10 protein-coding genes and 1 pseudogene are annotated in these 17,451 nt (G+C 53.6%); 5 read left to right on the top strand and 6 right to left on the bottom strand.

Annotated features, from left to right (window positions below; all coding sequences use genetic code 11):
* Nucleotides 1–21: 21 nt before the first annotated feature.
* The 5 genes and pseudogenes from groEL to RMSM_RS04335 all read right to left on the bottom strand — a co-directional run.
* Nucleotides 22–869: pseudogene (groEL, locus tag RMSM_RS04315) on the bottom strand (chaperonin GroEL); the annotation flags it as partial.
* A gap of 33 nt (nt 870–902) precedes the next feature.
* A complete protein-coding gene (locus RMSM_RS04320) occupies nt 903–1,235 on the bottom strand; it encodes a co-chaperone GroES (RefSeq protein WP_063870187.1) in 333 nt (110 codons plus the stop codon).
* A gap of 457 nt (nt 1,236–1,692) precedes the next feature.
* Nucleotides 1,693–3,603 (bottom strand): DUF4340 domain-containing protein, encoded by a 1,911-nt coding sequence (locus RMSM_RS04325; RefSeq protein ID WP_008692113.1) that lies wholly within the window; start codon nt 3,601–3,603, stop codon nt 1,693–1,695.
* A 69-nt stretch (nt 3,604–3,672) separates the two neighbouring features.
* Nucleotides 3,673–6,336 carry a Gldg family protein gene (locus RMSM_RS04330; protein ID WP_040764068.1) on the bottom strand — a complete coding sequence of 888 codons (2,664 nt, stop codon included), beginning with the start codon at nt 6,334–6,336 and terminating at the stop codon, nt 3,673–3,675.
* Between the two features lie 56 nt (nt 6,337–6,392).
* Nucleotides 6,393–7,112 (bottom strand): ABC transporter ATP-binding protein, encoded by a 720-nt coding sequence (locus RMSM_RS04335; RefSeq protein ID WP_008692117.1) that lies wholly within the window; start codon nt 7,110–7,112, stop codon nt 6,393–6,395.
* Between the two features lie 455 nt (nt 7,113–7,567).
* Between RMSM_RS04335 and RMSM_RS36385 the strand changes: the two genes are divergently transcribed.
* The 4 genes from RMSM_RS36385 (at nt 7,568) to RMSM_RS36390 (ending at nt 12,199) form a co-directional block, all read left to right on the top strand.
* Complete coding sequence (locus RMSM_RS36385) at nt 7,568–8,242, top strand: nucleotide exchange factor GrpE (protein WP_008692123.1); 675 nt, start codon at nt 7,568–7,570, stop codon at nt 8,240–8,242.
* 537 nt (nt 8,243–8,779) lie between these two features.
* Nucleotides 8,780–9,880, top strand: coding sequence for a glycosyltransferase family 4 protein (locus RMSM_RS04350; protein WP_008692125.1), 1,101 nt, complete (start codon nt 8,780–8,782; stop codon nt 9,878–9,880).
* A 124-nt stretch (nt 9,881–10,004) separates the two neighbouring features.
* Nucleotides 10,005–10,712 (top strand): glycogen debranching N-terminal domain-containing protein, encoded by a 708-nt coding sequence (locus RMSM_RS41960; RefSeq protein WP_008692128.1) that lies wholly within the window; start codon nt 10,005–10,007, stop codon nt 10,710–10,712.
* On the top strand, nt 10,685–12,199 hold the full coding sequence (locus RMSM_RS36390; RefSeq protein WP_008692131.1) for an amylo-alpha-1,6-glucosidase: 1,515 nt from the start codon (nt 10,685–10,687) through the stop codon (nt 12,197–12,199). Before RMSM_RS41960 ends, RMSM_RS36390 begins: the two co-directional genes overlap by 28 nt.
* 179 nt (nt 12,200–12,378) lie before the next feature.
* Here the strand turns inward: RMSM_RS36390 and RMSM_RS04365 are convergent, their stop codons facing one another.
* Nucleotides 12,379–14,049: a sigma-54-dependent Fis family transcriptional regulator gene (locus RMSM_RS04365; protein ID WP_008692134.1), complete on the bottom strand. Its 1,671-nt coding sequence runs from the start codon at nt 14,047–14,049 to the stop codon at nt 12,379–12,381.
* A 150-nt stretch (nt 14,050–14,199) separates the two neighbouring features.
* Between RMSM_RS04365 and RMSM_RS04370 the strand changes: the two genes are divergently transcribed.
* The gene (locus RMSM_RS04370; protein WP_144057370.1) at nt 14,200–16,716 is read left to right on the top strand and encodes a PAS domain-containing hybrid sensor histidine kinase/response regulator; all 2,517 of its coding nucleotides are present in this window, start codon (nt 14,200–14,202) and stop codon (nt 16,714–16,716) included.
* The last annotated feature ends 735 nt before the right edge of the window (nt 16,717–17,451 follow it).

Genomic DNA, 17,451 nt, shown 5'->3' on the forward strand with positions numbered 1-17,451 from the left:
ATCATTGCTTTACGGCGGTACGCCATAACCAGGTGGCTTTGACCCGGCTGCGGCAACGAACGTTACCCCGCAAACCGGTTCACCACCAGCGTTGCTAAGGCTTCGCCATCGACATCCTCGGCAATGATCAGCAACGGTTTGCCTGCCTTGGCAACTTTTTCTAGCAGCGGGACGAAGTCACGCAGATTGCTGATCTTCTTTTCATGAATCAGCACATAGGGTTCTTCGAGCACACACTCCATCGTGTCAGGTGAGGTGACGAAGTAGGGTGACAGGTAGCCTTTATCAAACTGCATCCCCTCGACCCATTTGACTTCGGTTTCGAAGCTCTTGCCTTCGTCGATCGTGACGACGCCATCTTTGCCGACTTTGTCCATCGCATCGGCAACAATCTGGCCGACTTTGGGGTCTTGATTGCCACTGATCCGCGCGACTTGCTCCATCTCTTTGCGGCCTTTGATCGGCGTCGACATCGATTTCAGCTTGCCGACGATGTCTTCGACCGCTTGCTCGATGCCACGTTTCATGCCGATCGGATTGGTTCCGGCAACGACGGCTCGCAGGCCTTCGTTAAATATCGCTTCGGCAAGCACGGTCGCTGTCGTCGTTCCGTCCCCGGCGACATCGTTGGTCTTCGAAGCAACTTCGCGAACCATCCGTGCCCCCATGTTTTCATAGGGGTCTTCGAGTTCAATCTCTTTGGCAACGGTAACGCCATCGCGTGTAACGACAGGTGAACCATAACTCTTTTGGATGATCACATTGTGTCCGCCCGGCCCAAGCGTGCTACGCACGGTCTTAGCCAATTTGTGCACGCCGCGACGCATCGATTCGCGGGCTTCTTGTTCAAAAGCAATCATTTTTGACATAGTTGTATTCCTATTCCTATCTTATTCCTTTGCCTATTCTTCGATGACCGCCAAAATGTCACTCTCTCTGACGATGGTGTATTTGATCTCGCCAACTTCAAATTCGTCGCCACCGTACTTGTTCAGCAGCACGTGGTCGCCTGGGTTGACCGAGAGAGGATGACAGGTCCCGTTGTCATCGAGTTTGCCGGGGCCAACCGCAATCACTTTCGCTCGGTTGACTTTCTCTTTCGCAACATCGGGCAGCACGATGCCGCCGGATGTCATTTCGTCCGCTTCGTCGCGTTGGCAGACAACGCGGTCGGCAAGAGGTTTTAGCTTCAGGTTTGAACTGGGATTTGCTTCTGATTTCGTAGCAGTCGCCATGAAATGCCCTCCATTGTTTGCTTGGACATTGCACAACTCTCGTGGCCCTGCCGCTCCGGAGCCACAGCCAATTTGGCACATCGCCAGCGGCAAAATCCGAAATAGCAACCGCCGTGCCAGACGCATGCGGCCCAGGAATTCAGACTCGATCGATGTTTCGCATGTTCCGTTTATCGCACAGCGCATTGGTGTATTCGACGGACTAGGAAGTCTGTCGTACGACTAAATCAACAAGCCGCGGGCGTCCAAACGGCTAATGGGATTTCCCCCAATGATTCATGCCTACCTGCCTAAATTCCCTCTCGCGCCGCGGAATCAATCGCGGCGCGAGAGGGCTATCACAATCGGGGAATCCAACCGATAACGTTGCCGTCATTTCAACGGCGCGGATCAGACGACACAGCGTCAATGCACCTGAGCGACGATGGACGCGGTATGACGATCTGATTTTGATCCCCTACTTTGTTTCGGTCGATTCATCGTCTCGGGGCTCGCTCGACGATTGGCTGGACGAACCTTCGTCTGTGTCGTCGCTCGCGGCTGCAGCCTCCGATTCAGGGTCAGCCGCAGCCTCGGTTACCGATGGATCGCTAGACGTCTCGGTCACCACGCCCGTTTCTTCATTTGCCGCCGAGTCGTCCTCCGGTTGCTCTTTGGCTTTGATAAAGTCGCTGCGGGACAGCGCAAGCTTATCGTACTCTTCTCCTGGAATCACGTAGTACCACTGAGCGTAGCGGTGATTCAAGTTTTCTGCTTTTTCTTTACCTGTTTCCACTTTCTCTTGATAAGCCTCAAACTCTCGCTGCTTCAACTGGTACTCGTCCATCTGGTTCTCGTATGCCTTGCGGACCTCTTCGAGCTTAGCATCATTCTCCTCGCCTTCTTCAGCCTTAGCATCGGCGGACGAGTTCACATCAGACGATTCGTCCGAATCTTTCTGTTGCAAAGCATCGGGCCTCTCAGGTTCACTTGGTTTGGACGGTTCGTCCCCAAGATACTGTTTGTCAAATGCGACCGTGACGAAGACATAACGTCCCGGTTTGTCCTTGTCCTTCTGCTGCTCGTCTCCGTCACCGTTCTCTTCGCTTTGCTCGTCGGAAGCAACGTCGGTTTTCTCTGATTCCTCGGTCTGTTTTTCTTCTTCACCCCGTGTGTCACTCGTGAGGCCAATTTCCAGCTCTTCTTGACTTCCGGTAAAGACGCGACCGAAGTGCAGCTTGTACACAAGCCCATCGTTCGTTGCTGTGGACAACTCACCCTCGCGAGCGATCAGCTTCAACGTGTTAGGATCGCTGTCGCTGGCCGGTTGCAACAAAAAGCCTCGCGACAACAAGTCGGATTGCAACCGGTCCACGTCCCGTTGCGATCCCAACGACTTGCGATCAAGTTGCAGTTGTGGCGTCAACCCCTTCTGTTTTGGCCGCACGCCAGCGATATTTAGTCCGGCAATCGCGTTGATCGTTTCACGCACGGCATCTGCATCTACCTCAGCAACGGCGTCGTCAATTTCGATCATCTGCCAAGGATCACCTGAGCTTTCGCGACGAAGCGTGGTAACATCCCGCTGCGTCACGGTCGCATTGAGTTCGTCAAATTGATAATCGTTTAAGCTCAGATGAACGATATCGGAACTGTTTACCCCCAGCAGATCGGTGTCGATCCATTCGCGAAATCGTGTGGACAGATCGATGTCGAGCGTCGCGACGTAAGTTTCATCCTCTTCGGGGTGGCGGACGTAATACTGATTGTCCTCTCCTTCGACCTGATCACCGATGATGTAATCCGCTAACACGTCGTCGCCCTCGCCGCGAAGTGTCAACCGTTTTCCGATCCCTTCGAGTTGATCCACGCCCAGCGAATCCACTTTCGGGTCGACGACGCCATAGCGGGGATGGTCCGATGCCCATCGGCTGACCATTGCTCCCCGCGTGATGCCAATTACGCTGCTGGCTGTTTTCGCTAGCTTGTCCTCTGCGTCGGCGGGGTAATGGTGGTGCGACGGAATCACCCATTGGCCGTTCTTGGTCTGCTCCACCGCAAACTCTTGCGCAGTAACTTGGTCCTTGTCGATAACCGCAACGTTTAACGCCGTAGCCCGCGTTGGGTCGGTGAAATCGGGAAAGAAGGGTTCCCCGACTTTCCCGAATTCTTGGATTTCTGCTGGACGGCTTGCCCATTCGACCCCTGCGGTGATTGTCAAACACGCGAGGCCGGCAACCGCGTAGAGCACCGTCCGGCGAGTTTCACTTCCGAGTTTCGACCAGCGTTCACTGACCGATTCGGACGCGGTACGAATTGAATCTCCGGCATGGTCTCCGAGCTTACCATTACCATTCGGAGTGCTTTGATTGTGAGTGATGGTGGACATCGAATCTTTTCCCTAATGACGAAATGTGGGCTTCTAGAATTCGCGAGGTGACGGTCGAGAGCGATCGTACTATCCGTCGGATTCGACGGACGATCGATCGCGGCGACGCGAATCGACGACGTTGTTCCGTTCGTCGTTTGAACGTTGAACAAACACGAACAATCCGAGTGCCAGCGCCGGAATCGCCGGCAGGCCAACGGACCACAGCCGGATATTCGATTCCAGTTTTCGGATTTGACGGTTCGTGGTCGCACGGATCTTTCGAACTTGGTCGTTCTTTTCTTGTTCGATCTGCGCCTCGGCCAACGTCATTCTCTTCTGCTCGGCCTCTTGAGCCTGCCGTAACATCTGAGCTTTGGCGATTGGATCCAAATCATCGTTCTCTTGAATTTCCTTGACACGCTTGCTCAATTGCTCGCGACGAAGTTCCAGCTCTTTTTCGGCCGCTTGGTCCGCCTTGCGTTCAGCTTCGTTCGCTGCTTCAAGGAATTCGCGTTTTTGTTCTTCGACACGGACTAGCGTCCGATGAGCTGGTCGTCGGCTGCGAAGCTCTAAAAAGGAGGTGTCGCCGACCAACGAATCGACCGCGTTCAAAACGAAGGTTACGTTGTCGAACTTCATACTCAGATTTCCGAGATTCCGTTCTTGAAAGAAGAAGTCGGAAATCATGTCGACATCCGCGACGAAGATCGCATTGACCGGACTGTCACCTTCACGCGTCACTTTGGCGGCGATGGCGTGCGTGTCCGCATCGATCACTCGGAAAGGGTTTGGGCGAGGATTGACGGCCGCTTGCATCGTGAACATGTTGAAGCCGCTGTCGTCCACAAATTCGGCCCATCTCAACACGCCCGACTCGCGGCCAGTCTGCAAAAGCGGTACAAATTGGGTGTCCGAATCGTTTGCCGCGCGAACATCGCCTGGATATAGGGCAATCAGCTCTTGCAGCCCACGCGTGATTTCATCCTCACGGTTAAACGATTGCGAATCGGTCTGCTGACGCGTGACGAATACATATTCCGCAGGCAACATTGCAAATTCGGGGTGCGGGTTGTTCATATCAAAAACGACCGCATCGTATTGCCAACGAAGCCCGAGGGCATTGATTAACCGTGTCGCTTTGCCGCCATCCGCTTTGGATTCGCTGGGCGCACCGCCTCCCATCATTGACGAGTGCCCACGCTTTGGTTGTCGCGGTGCTCCGGTGACACCAAATCCGTTGCTTCCGAGGGTCAATGGAAACGGGTCATCAAAAACCAGCAGCGGACTGCCCGTATTGGCATAGTTGACCAGATTGTCCATTTCGGATTCCGTCAACGATGAAGGCATCACCGCCAACAACACATCACACTTGTCGGCATTGATCTCGCTCGACGCCGAAACCTCTTCGACGTCGTACTGCTTGCGAAGCTCTTCCACGATCTGCCAATCGTTCCCCGACATCAATCCTGCGTCGGTACTCAGCACCCCAACCGTATGTCGATGTTCGTTCGCCACGGTTTGGATCGATCGCGTCAACTCGTATTCAATCGGCAACCCTTTACCAAAGAACGGAACGACGACCTTGTCATAGCTGCTGATCACCACGGCACCGAGATACACATCGACTTCGCTGCGTCGTCCGTCACGCTCAGTCATGACTTGGACCGGCTCGATACCAAAGTGTTCGGCTTCCTCGGCTTGCGAACTGAACGGCTCGACGTCGACATAACGAACCGCAAGATTCTTGCCTCCTAGCTCATCAAATTGTCGAAGCAATCCGACCAGCCGTTTACGTGTCTCGGTGTATTCGCGAGGCACCTCGGGGCTTAGGAACGCCTGAATCTCGATAGGGCGTTCGGATTCAAGTTTGCCGAGGATCGATTTTGTTGTCGACGATAGACTGAATAGCCGCTGGCTCGTTGCGTCGACACGGAGTGCACTGTAGCCAGCCCATGCGGTTGCGCAGCCCAGCACAGCCGCGACACTGGCTGCTCGGATTGCGAACTGCGTCGCCATCGACGGTTCGCGTTTGGTTTGCCAATGCCGACGCGTCATGACGACGTAATTCAAATACAACATCAAAGCCGTCAAACTGACGAAATACAATACTCCGGTCAGTGGAACGACGCCCATACCGAAATCACGAAACTGTTCCGCCAAACCAAATTGATTCAGCGTCTCACCCAAACCCAACAAATTGCCGATGTTTCCGATAACCACCGGGATACCACACAACAAAACGCCGACGACGAATGCCACGGTCATGTTCGATGTCACCAGCGATGCGAGCATGCCGGCACTGAGCATCGCGGCACCCGCGATCCAGTATCCGAAATAGGTCGTCGCGATTAACCCCCAGTCGGGGTTACCAAGAAACATCAATACCACGATGTGAGCCATCGAGAAAACCAATGCCACGCTGTAAACAGCCAGTACGGCAGCATATTTTCCAAGCAGAATCTCTTTCTCGCTGGCTGGCATCGTAAACAGCAGTTCGTCGGTGCCCATCTTCTTCTCTTCGGCCCAAACACTCATGGTGACTGCGGGAATGAAGAACAGCAGCAACACCGGGTACCACTGAGTCAATTGATCCAACGACGGAGTATTGCCGGTGAAGAATCGTGCGTTGAACGCCAGTGCACCTCCCAACACCACAAAGACGACAATGAAAAGGTAACCTAGAACACCGGAGAAATAGCTGGCAAAGTTGCGTTTAAAAATGGATTGAATAACACGTTTTCGCAGTTGCATCTTCGAATTCCTTCGTTGTTTTGTTGTTTTCGGGCGAGCAGTGAAGGAACCGCCACTCATGCGGCGATCGTCAATTCGCGGAATTTTGCCTCCATCGCGTCACTATGAGGACCAAGTTCCGACGCGGGGCCATCGAACACCAAGCGGCCTTCGTTGATTAACACGACGCGACTGCACACCGCATGGACTTCTTGCAAGATGTGCGTCGACAACAAGACGGTTTTGGTTTCGCCAAGACTCTCGATCAGCTGACGAACTCCATGAACCTGATTTGGGTCCAAACCGCTGGTGGGCTCGTCCAAAATCAGCACCTCGGGGTCATGCAATAACGCTTGTGCCATCCCGACGCGTTGGCGATACCCACGCGATAATTTGCCAATAGCTTTTTTCCACACGTCACCGAGCGAACATTGTTGACGAACCCAATCCAACCGGTCCTCCAATTCGCCGCCGCCAAGCATGCGGGTTTCGCCAATGTATCTTAAAAACGAACTCGGAGTCATCTCGGGATACAACGGCCCGTTTTCAGGCAGGTAACCGAGACGCTCTGCTGCGGCGATGCGGTCGCTATGGACATCGAATCCTCCGATGCGTGCAGTTCCTACGTCGGGCGATAAGAAGCCAGTCAACATTTTCATCGTTGTGGACTTGCCTGCGCCGTTGGGACCAAGAAACGCACAAACTTGCCCCGCGGGCACCGAGAAGGTGATGTGCTGAGCGGCGGCAAACTCACCATAAAATTTCGACAGACCTGATGCTTCGATCATGTCGCTCATAGGCGGATGTCTCCTGAAGGGGGGAATGCAGTTCGCGGCACGGAGCGACGTCGTCTAAGCCCTTAGCGATCGCCCCGCACGACGGCGGCCAATTTCGCATGCCTCCTAGCATCCAGCGTGCCAATGCAACCATCGCTTTTACGATCGACCTGGCAAGTGCCAACATGTCGCACACCCCGACAAACTGTCGCTGCGGAAACCGTTTCCAGCCGCAGTTCATGCAGATGCACAAAGGGCGTGCGACCTGAGATCTCTGGCTAATTCGCCCGCTCGTGCCGTGTTACACGATGCACACGGGCACGGCAGCAAGCCCGCAAGAACCAAGTTCCAGTCACGAACGTCACCGTGGCATGGCACTTGCCGCAACAAAGTGTCATGGCCAGCCTTTCATGGTCGGCGTCTGCGTCGCATCGTCGGTCTAGGCGAGCCGATCCCTGTTTAGCGGAGGCAATCCCATGAACGACTCGAACCTTCCACTTCGCGCGAGACTAGCGGCGAGTGAAGACCAGCTCGCGCGCACCACCGCCGAGTTTCAAGACTATCGTCATCGCAGCCGAAATGAACTCGATGAGGAAAGGAAGTATTCGGGCATCCATTTGATGCACGATTTGATACCAGTGCTCGACAATCTAGATCGGGCCATTTTATCAGGCCAGCACTCCGGCGATTTTGACGCGCTGATCGAGTCGGTCGAATTGGTTCGCGATCAGTTGTATGACGCACTCTCTAAACATGGATTACGCGAAGTCTCGGGAGCATGGAGCCCCTTCGATCCGAAACAACATCGCGTCTTCGGGCAAAAGGATTCCGATAAACATCCCGACGGATCGGTGTTGGAGGTGGTCGAGCAAGGCTACCGGTTGCACGATCGTGTAATTCGACCATCGAAAGTTATTGTTTCTCGCAGCGATTCACCAACCCAGGGAGAGAATCAAGTGAACGACTATATTATTGCCGAAACCGACGACGGCTACACCATCGTAGGCGTCCCGATTGGATCGACCGCCGAAGCCGCAGCCATGGATGCGGGAGGCGTTCTGGTCGACGACGTCCGATACAAGACGTTTGACGAGGCTCAAGACGTGCTAATGGCGTTGCCCAGCCCGTATCCCGAACGTGCGAACGATTGATTCGCTTGAAAGCACGCGGTACTGAAAGCATACGGCACACCCGTTTCCCGTGGTCGCGGGAGACGGGGAGGTGGCCTTCGAACGGCAACACCGTTACGTCGACACGACGGAACCGAAACGAGTTCGATTTGTTGGCGGCAGCCGATCCAAGCAATCCGCTGGTCAATCCGATTTCAGCTGCACTTGCCTCATTGGTTTGTCGCGTCAAACGACGCAAAACGCCGAGCCGTTGCAGCGGGCGTTTTGCGGTTTTATCGAGACGAAAGTGCATGCGGCGTACCGAACTTTGATGACTTTTTGCCGCAGTGTCTGCGGGACGGCTGGCGGACGTTTTGTCCTTTAGTGATCGGTGCCGTGCCACATTGGCTTTGAGCCCTGTTTTACGGTGTATTGGTACGACGGTTGCAACATTCAGTCGCGATCAATCTTCCGTTCCTATCGGCTTGGCCTCTGGCGCCCGTGGTCGTTACTCGGTCGCCAACTTATTCGGCTGGCTGATTTTCGACCTTAAAGGATGTTTATAAAGGAAACCAACCGATGAGAATCGCTCAGGTCGCACCCTTGATTGAAACCGTACCTCCCAAAACGTACGGCGGTACAGAACGAGTCGTCCACTATTTGACCGAAGAACTCGTCAGCCAAGGACATGATGTGACTCTCTTTGCCAGCGGAGACTCGCTGACAAACGCGGACCATGTTGCTGTTGTCAATGAGTCGCTGCGATGCAGCAGCGTACCACGCGACCCATTCATCTGGCATCAGCGACAATTGATGGAAGTGCTACGCATGGCAGACAAATTTGACATCATTCACTTCCATACCGATTTTAGTCACTTTAGCGTGATGCGTTACCTCGACACACCCCATGTGACGACGCTTCATGGGCGGCTTGATCTACCCGACTATCAAGTCGTTTTTGAACAGTTCCCAGATATGCCAGTGGTCTCAATCAGTGATTCGCAACGCGCGCAGATCCGAAATGCCAACTGGGTCGGGACGGTTTACAATGGCACACCCGGCGAAAACTATGACTACCAACCCGCACCGAATCCAAATGAATACTTTGCCTTTCTCGGACGGTTCTCACCAGAAAAAGGTCCAGAACGTGCAATCGAAATCGCCAAACGACTCGGTGTCAAACTAAAAATGGCGGCGAAGATCGACAAGGTTGACGAACCGTATTTCTCAGAGCGGATTCAGCCGCATCTGGATCATCCGTTGATCGAATACATTGGCGAAGTGAACGAAAGCGGAAAGAACAAATTGCTTGGCGGTGCCAAGGCGTTGTTGTTCCCAATTGATTGGCCTGAACCATTTGGGTTGGTGATGACGGAATCGATGGCCTGCGGAACTCCCGTGGTCGCGTTTCGCAATGGAAGCGTCGACGAGGTCATGAAGCATGGTGTCAGCGGGTATGTTGTCGAAAGTGTGGACGAGGCAGTCGAGGCGGCTCGCAACATTGACAAAATCAACCGCCGTGCTTGTCGCATCTACTTCCAGAACCGTTTCTCGGTCGAATCAATGACCAAAGGTTACGTCGGTGTTTACGAACAACTGATCAAACCACAAGAATCGATTCGAATGCCTTCGCGAAACGCAATCGTGAAAACCATCGAGACCGCGGTGTCAGCTGGCTAATTTTCTGTGTCCCGTTTCTATATCCTGGTAACTTGTTCCGTGGCGCACCCCAGACATCGACACTGTATAGCGTGACAGTACTTTCCTCGATGTCTGGGGGCGCCATCCAGCGTCATTTTCTACCATGAGCAATACGCCCCCTACGAAAGTCCAAACCAATACGACCGATTGGGATGTCCAAGCCAAAAACAACCGCGCGCCCGCAGACAGCCAAGTGCTAAAACAGGGTGACACGTTCGCCATCTTTGATCGACTTGGTGAGATCGGTGGGACGGGCGAGTCCGAACAAGGCGTGTATCATCTAGGAACGCGGTTTCTTTCGAATTGGGAATTGTTGATCAACGAAAAACGTCCGCTACTGTTGAATTCTACGATGAAAGAAGACAACAGCTCGTTTGTAGTGCAGATGACCACTCCGGATCTGCCTCAAACCGATCATGTCCTCCCGCAAGGCACGCTGCACGTCTTCCGCAGCATGCTGCTTGACGGCGGGACGTTCTATGAACATTTACGACTGAAGAATTACTCACGCAGCCCTATCGAATTGAAAATCGAATATCGGTTCGCTGCGGATTTTCGTGACATTTTTGAAGTGAGGGGCGAGCACCGATCTCGACGAGGGGAATTGCATGATGCCGAGATCCGTGAATCCGCGGTCAAATTGGCCTACTGCGGATTGGATGAACAAAAACGAGAGGTCAATATTGCGTTTGACGGTGATGTCGACGCCATCGAACCACGTCGCTGCGTGCTACATGTCCAACTCGGCGGAGGCGATGAAACCACACTACACGCGACGGCAGAGTGCCGGACGGAAAATCAGGGTACGTAAAAAAGCCCGAGTCTCCCGCACGAAATCACGCCGAAGCAGTCACCGGGTGGACGAATCGACTTCGTGAAACCGAGGCCGAACGTGTTGAGATCTTCACGTCAAACGAAGAATTCAACGGCTGGCTCAATCGCAGCAATGCGGACCTCGACATGCTTGTTTCGGACACAATCTATGGTCGCTACCCCTATGCCGGAGTCCCCTGGTTTGCCACGCCATTTGGCCGGGATGGAATCATTACGGCGTTAGAAACACTCTGGGTGCGTCCCAAATTGGCTCGTGGCGTTTTGAGTTTTTTAGCCGCGACGCAAGCCGCCGAAGTCGACCCAAGCATCGAATCCGAGCCGGGAAAGATTGTCCATGAGATGCGTGATGGAGAGATGGCGGCACTTGGCGAGGTGCCTTTTAAACGCTACTACGGAACCGTCGATGCGACTCCTCTGTTTGTCATCTTGGCGGGACATTATTACCGCCGTACCGGGGATCGCGAATTCATCGACTTTATCTGGAACAACATCCGACGTGCGGTTAATTGGATTGACGAATACGGCGACGTTGATGGAGACGGATTCGTCGAATACCAATCACACAACGAACGTGGTTTGACGCACCAGTGCTGGAAAGATAGTAACGATTCAATCTTTCACAGCGATGGGGGAGATGCAAAGGGAGCAATCGCGGTCAGCGAGGTGCAAGGTTATGTTTATGAAGCAAAATTGCTGGCAGCCGACTTGGCCGACATCATAGGTGATCCTGACTGGGCAAACGAGCTTCGTGAGCAAGCAGACCGGCTGAAACAGGACTTCAACGCTCGTTTTTGGGTACCGTCCATCGGCACGTTCGCGATTGCACTGGACGGTGACAAACAACCGTGCAAGGTGCGAAACAGCAACGCAGGCCATCTGCTTTATAGCGGCATTGTCGATCCAAGCCATGCAGCGTCGGTTGCCGCGACGTTGACCGACGAACGAGCGTTCAGTGGTTGGGGCATCCGCACCATTAGCGATGGCGAAGTCCGATACAACCCCATGTCATATCACAACGGTTCGATCTGGCCGCATGACACTGCGATGTGCGCCGCAGGTTTGGCGCGTTACGGGTTTCGCAACGAGTGTGCACGAGTGATCGCCGGACTATTTGATGCGTCGCTCGTCAATGACCTGCATCGGTTACCCGAATTGTTCTGCGGATTCGATCGATTGCCGGGCCACGCACCAACGCTGTATCCCGTCGCCTGTTCACCGCAAGCCTGGGCAACCGGTGCTGTCTTTTTGCTGCTACAAAGCATCCTCGGACTGACCTTCTCTCCGACGAGACCCCAAGTGCGTTTCGAAAATCCTCGTTTACCTGATTTTCTAAACTGGGTTCGTATTCAAAATCTGCGAGTTGGCGATGGGGTGATCGACCTTGCCTTTCACCGTCATCCGCGGGACGTCGGCATGAACGTCGAACGCAAAGAAGGCGACGTGCAGATCGTCGTCATCGGGTGACGGTGCAATGCCAGCGAACGGCAATATAAAAAAGCGATGATGCCAAATTGACATCGCCTCGGCGACAATTTTTCGCCGCCAAACGTCAAAGTCAGTGCTCGTGCCACTTCGATGCAGGCGAACGTAGTTTGGCACAACCGTCGCGCTACTGTCAAAACCAACGCTATCGTCACATCAACTTAGATACCCAATTCCTTTACACGGCGTTGCATCGTACGCGTGCTAATTCCTAACTGTTTCGCGGCCGCTTTGCGGCAACCGCCGCTCTGCTGCAACGCCCGGTGGATTGCCTCGGTTTCGATCTCCGCCAGCGTCATGCCAACGCGGATCAGCGGCTTGTCTTCATTTTGATGGTGCAACGCCGCTAGATCCAACAGTTCTAAGGCCGCTTGGCTGCGTAGTAACGCTGGATTGATTCCCAACCGTCGTGCCGCTTCCACTTTGTCACCTGCGGTGCGTTTAAGCACCTCGCGGACAAGCTGTTGTTCGACTGCCCCGATCACGTCGTCATACAAATGAGGCGAATTAAAATCGAGCTGTCTATCCGTGATCCCGTTGAAGATATTGATGGGTTCGTTGTCGGCCTGATTGTCGATCGCTGACGTGCTCTTGCGTTCGTCAATACTCTCGACTTCGAGCGGCGGATCCCCATTGGTTTGTTGCTCTTCCGGTGCGCGATTGGAACGTGAAAAGACGAACGCGGGCAAGAAGTCTGGCAACAACGCCGGGCCGGAAGTCTTCAGAATTGCTTGACGAATTGCATTCTGCAACTCACGGATGTTACCAGGCCATGAATAGCTGCGTAGTATCCGCATCGCATCACACGACACCTCGTGAACGTCCTTGTCAAATTCACGGCTCGCATGACGTCGAAAATGCTTTACCAACAAATCAAGGTCGTTGCCGCGTTCCCGGAGCGGCGGCAAATGAATTGAGAAACCATTCAGCCGATAGTACAAATCCGCTCGAAATTCACCGTCGCTGACCATCTGTTCCAAATTTCGATGCGTCGCAGCAATCACACGCACGTCGGCTTGGATCGTTTCGTTGCCGCCAACACGCTCGAACTGTTTTTCTTGCAGCACGCGTAGCAATTTGCTTTGCAAGACCGCCGACATGTCCCCAATTTCGTCCAAGAACAAAGTGCCACCTCGGCATTGTTCAAACTTTCCGATTCGTTTGCGGTCCGCTCCGGTGAAGGCTCCTTTTTCGTGACCAAAGAGTTCACTCTCTAACAACGCTTCGGGAATCGCGGCACAGTTTACTGCGAGAAACGGTCCCTGCACCCGCTCGCTGTATTGGTACAACGCTCTGGCAACCAACTCCTTCCCAGTGCCACTTTCACCTCGGATCAGCACAGTGACATCTTGAGCCGCGACAATCCCAATCGACTTGTAAACCTCCTGCATCGCGGGGCAACGTCCAATGATCGAGTGAACATCGCTGGAACGCCAATCGACATTCATCTCCACAGGAGCTTTGGTCAACCGACGGATTTCGACCGCACGTCCCACCACACTACGAAGTTCAGTGACATTGATCGGTTTTAACAAGTAATCCAACGCACCGAGTTTCATTGCTCGGATCGCGGTACTGCTTTCTCCACCGGATGTGACAAACACCACCGGCAAATGCTCGTCGATCTCACGAATCTTTTGCAAGACATCCAATCCGTCCTCGTCGGGCAACATTACATCTAACACGGCGACATCGACCGTCTCTCGTCGAAGCTTTCGCAGGGCGTCTCTGGCGCACTCGGCGGTGGCTACATCGTAGTCTTGTTTTTCAAGTGCACGACGAACCAGATTTAGATCAGCCGGTTCATCGTCAACGACAAGGATTCGGGACATGTGATCACTCGGTTTGGCTCGCAGAACGCGAACACCCGTTCAAGAGGAAAGTGCACTTCAATTTGAGTCAAATTGGCAGCATATTTGCTCAAACAACCACAATTGCAAGCAGTGTGCCATTTTGTCGTCACCCCCCCAATCTTGGTAGCGATGAACAAGAAAGCATTTCAAATCCGGTTGCCTGAATCCGCTTCCCAAGTTCGTTCCGAACAGTCTGATTTTCGTGGTGATGAACAGGCTGCGGCAGATCGGGATGATCTGGAGACATTGTCGTTGGTCGTCAGCCGGGCCAGCAATGCAATTTTGATCATGGACGCGAGCGGCGTGATCCAGTGGACCAATGATGCGTTCAGTAAACTTAGCGGGTATGAGCCGGCCGAGGCGGTGGGGTGCATGCTGAATGACTTGGTATTTGGTCCGAGCACCGACGCCAACACGCGGCAACAAATTAATAAGACGCTGGTTGCCGGCGGAGAACTGACGACGGATGTTCTGCAATATCGCTGCGATGGGACAACACTTTGGGTCGAATGCAAACTGATCCCGGTGAACGATGACAACGGAAAACTTTCCCGTTGGATTGTGATCGAAAGCGATGTAACGAGACGCCGGCAAACCGAAGAGGCATTGGTTGCGGCGAAGAAGTCGGCGGAGGCCAGTAGCCGCAGCAAGAGCGAATTTTTAGCGAATATGAGCCATGAAATTCGTACACCGCTCAATGCCATCTTAGGCATGACCGAACTCGCTCTTACAACCGAGTTATCGCGTGAGCAGCGTGACTATATCCAAACGGTGAAAACGTCGGCTGACGCGCTGCTAGATCTACTGAACGATGTGTTGGACATCACCAAAATCGAAGCCGGCAAAATGGAAATCGAAGAAGTCGATTTTAATTTGGCCGAAGTCGTCCGAGAAACGACCAAGGCATTGGCGGTTCGTGCTCATGAGAAAGGACTGGAGTTGGCGGTTCACATGCCAATGACCATCCCACATGAACTGAGCGGCGACCCGACTCGCATTCGACAGGTTCTATTTAACCTGATCGGCAACGCGATCAAATTTACCTCCGCCGGCGAGATCGTCGTCGATGTGCAAGAGCAATGGCAGACCGAAGACGAAGTCTGTATGCAGTTCTCGGTCTCCGACACCGGGATCGGCATTCCCAAGCAACGACTGCAAAAGATCTTTGATGCGTTCACGCAGGTGGATTCATCAATGGCACGCCGGTTCGGCGGTAGTGGATTGGGGTTAACGATAACCTCAAAATTAGTGCGATTGATGAATGGCAGACTGTGGGTGCAAAGCAGCGAAGGCAAAGGCAGCTCATTTTACTTTACATTGACGCTGGGGCTCGCAAGCACTCAAGATCGTTCCTTGGACAAACACCGGTGGCCTTTGACTTCGCAAGAGCAAATCTCTGATCTCGCTGTGGAAAATTTGGAGGGGAAACGCGTCCTGATCGTCGATGACAACGCCACCAACCGCAAAATCTTAAACGAGATGCTCGGGCACTGGGGACTTAAAACTACCCTTTGTGACGGAGCGGCTGCCGCGTTGAAAGAGCTGGAGTCGGCGAGCCGCGGTGAAGTCGCCTTTGACCTCGTCATCCTGGATGCAATGATGCCGGTAGTTGATGGTTTTCAGCTTGCTGAGATGATGCAGCAACGGCCTGATTTGCAAGCCGGTACGGTTATGATGCTCTCTTCGGCGGATCGTCCTAATTCGACGAACAGGTGCAAACAGATGGGGATTGAATCGTATCTTGTCAAACCCGTATCCGCATCCGCGTTGCTCGAAGCCATTGTCAACACATTGGCAACCGGCACGCACGCATCCGCTCGAGCTGAATCTGCACATGCGGATTGCGTTTCGCCACGAGATCCGCAGTTCCTTCAAGCCGTCGAGAAGCCGCTTCGGATCCTGCTCGTCGATGATCACGAACCTAACCGAAAACTGGTTGAATCGATTCTGAAACGCCGCGGACATGACGTTCGTAGCGAGTGTGATGGTGAGGCCGCCATCTCGGCTTGCCAGTCTGAATCGTTTGATGTTGTATTGATGGACGTGCAGATGCCCGGCCGCGATGGGTTATCGGCGACACAAGCGATCCGCGAAAACGAAGCGAACACGGGACAGCACTCGCCCATCATCGCACTGACGGCGCACGCATTGAAAGGAGATCGCGAAAAGTGTTTGGCTGCTGGCATGGACTCTTATCTTGCTAAACCAATTCATGCCGCCGATTTGGTGAGTCTAGTCGAACAGCTCGGTCGCGGGGAAACGAAAGCGTCTTGCGAAGACACGCGGCTTTCTACATCGCAACGTTGCGATGCGTTCAGTATCGGGTCGGCGTTAGAGAGGATGGGCGGCGAGTTGGATCTGTTGAAGGAACACATTGGTTACGTGATCAACGACATGCCGCAATTGATGCAGATGATGACGGATGCGATTGAGCAATCCGAGCCGCGACGACTTGAGATTGCAGCTCATCGAATGAAGAGCTTAGTGAGTAGTTATGATCATGCCGAAGCTCGCGAATTGGCTCAGCAGATTGAGCAGGACGCAAAGCAAGGCCGAATCGAGGAAGCACGGGACCGAATCGAAGCACTGTGTCCTCTTGTCGAAACGTTCACGCTAGCCGTCGACGAATACCTTCAAGCCAACTAAACGAAGTCAATTTGGCATGTGGAGTGCCAGAATGGTCAGCTGTTTCACCCTGGCCCCGGCACACCCGTTTGGTTTGGGGATATATCTTTCGCCCCAAATGCGGGCAGTGCATACGTCATTGTTTTCGTCGAACGTAGTGGTTCGGGCCAAGCCAATTTGCTGGCGCATTGGCACGCCGCGTGCTGGTCTCGATATTGCAAATACTTCGCTGCATTATGCAAACGGAGGAAACAAACATGGTTACCACGTTAGATCGGCCTAGTCAGAAAGAGATCCGACGTCCATCACCCGCTCAACGAGCACAGTCGGCTGAGGGCCCGAAGAGCAGAGCCCACCTGCGGAAGGTTCCCAACGTCGCCGACCAAAGTCCTCCGAGTCGGCGTCGACAACCACGCCGCACTCGAAGGGCGTCCTCGTCGAATGCGGCTCAGCGAATTCAAAGAAGCAGTCACCACGCGGGCCATTACAAACCGAATCGACGACACCAAACGCGTGTAGGCCGGTTTTTCACGGGTTTTTCGCTAGAGAAATCTTTCACTTTGGTTTCGTTTCTCGTTGCCGCTGCGATACTCGTACTCTGTGCGCTGGACATAGCAATTGCATGGCCTTGGAAGCATGCGCGCCCCATATTCGATTGGACCTATCTCGGCGTCGGCATTGCAATGTTATGGCTCTGTTATGACGTATTCAAAGACCAATCTCGTCGCTAATCGTCACCGCCGCCCCATTCCAATC

It is taken from the genome of Rhodopirellula maiorica SM1 (assembly GCF_000346295.1).
GTDB lineage: Bacteria > Planctomycetota > Planctomycetia > Pirellulales > Pirellulaceae > Novipirellula > Novipirellula maiorica.

What these genes read in the sequence shown, in the direction of transcription:
- RMSM_RS04370 (WP_144057370.1), top strand. Translation starts at nt 14,200, where the DNA reads ATGAACAAGAAAGCATTTCAAATCCGGTTGCCTGAATCCGCTTCCCAA.
- RMSM_RS41960 (WP_008692128.1), top strand. Translation starts at nt 10,005, where the DNA reads ATGAGCAATACGCCCCCTACGAAAGTCCAAACCAATACGACCGATTGG.
- RMSM_RS04330 (WP_040764068.1), bottom strand. Translation starts at nt 6,336, where the DNA reads ATGCAACTGCGAAAACGTGTTATTCAATCCATTTTTAAACGCAACTTT.
- RMSM_RS04325 (WP_008692113.1), bottom strand. Translation starts at nt 3,603, where the DNA reads ATGTCCACCATCACTCACAATCAAAGCACTCCGAATGGTAATGGTAAG.
- RMSM_RS36385 (WP_008692123.1), top strand. Translation starts at nt 7,568, where the DNA reads ATGAACGACTCGAACCTTCCACTTCGCGCGAGACTAGCGGCGAGTGAA.
- RMSM_RS04365 (WP_008692134.1), bottom strand. Translation starts at nt 14,049, where the DNA reads ATGTCCCGAATCCTTGTCGTTGACGATGAACCGGCTGATCTAAATCTG.
- RMSM_RS04335 (WP_008692117.1), bottom strand. Translation starts at nt 7,112, where the DNA reads ATGAGCGACATGATCGAAGCATCAGGTCTGTCGAAATTTTATGGTGAG.
- RMSM_RS04350 (WP_008692125.1), top strand. Translation starts at nt 8,780, where the DNA reads ATGAGAATCGCTCAGGTCGCACCCTTGATTGAAACCGTACCTCCCAAA.
- RMSM_RS04320 (WP_063870187.1), bottom strand. Translation starts at nt 1,235, where the DNA reads ATGGCGACTGCTACGAAATCAGAAGCAAATCCCAGTTCAAACCTGAAG.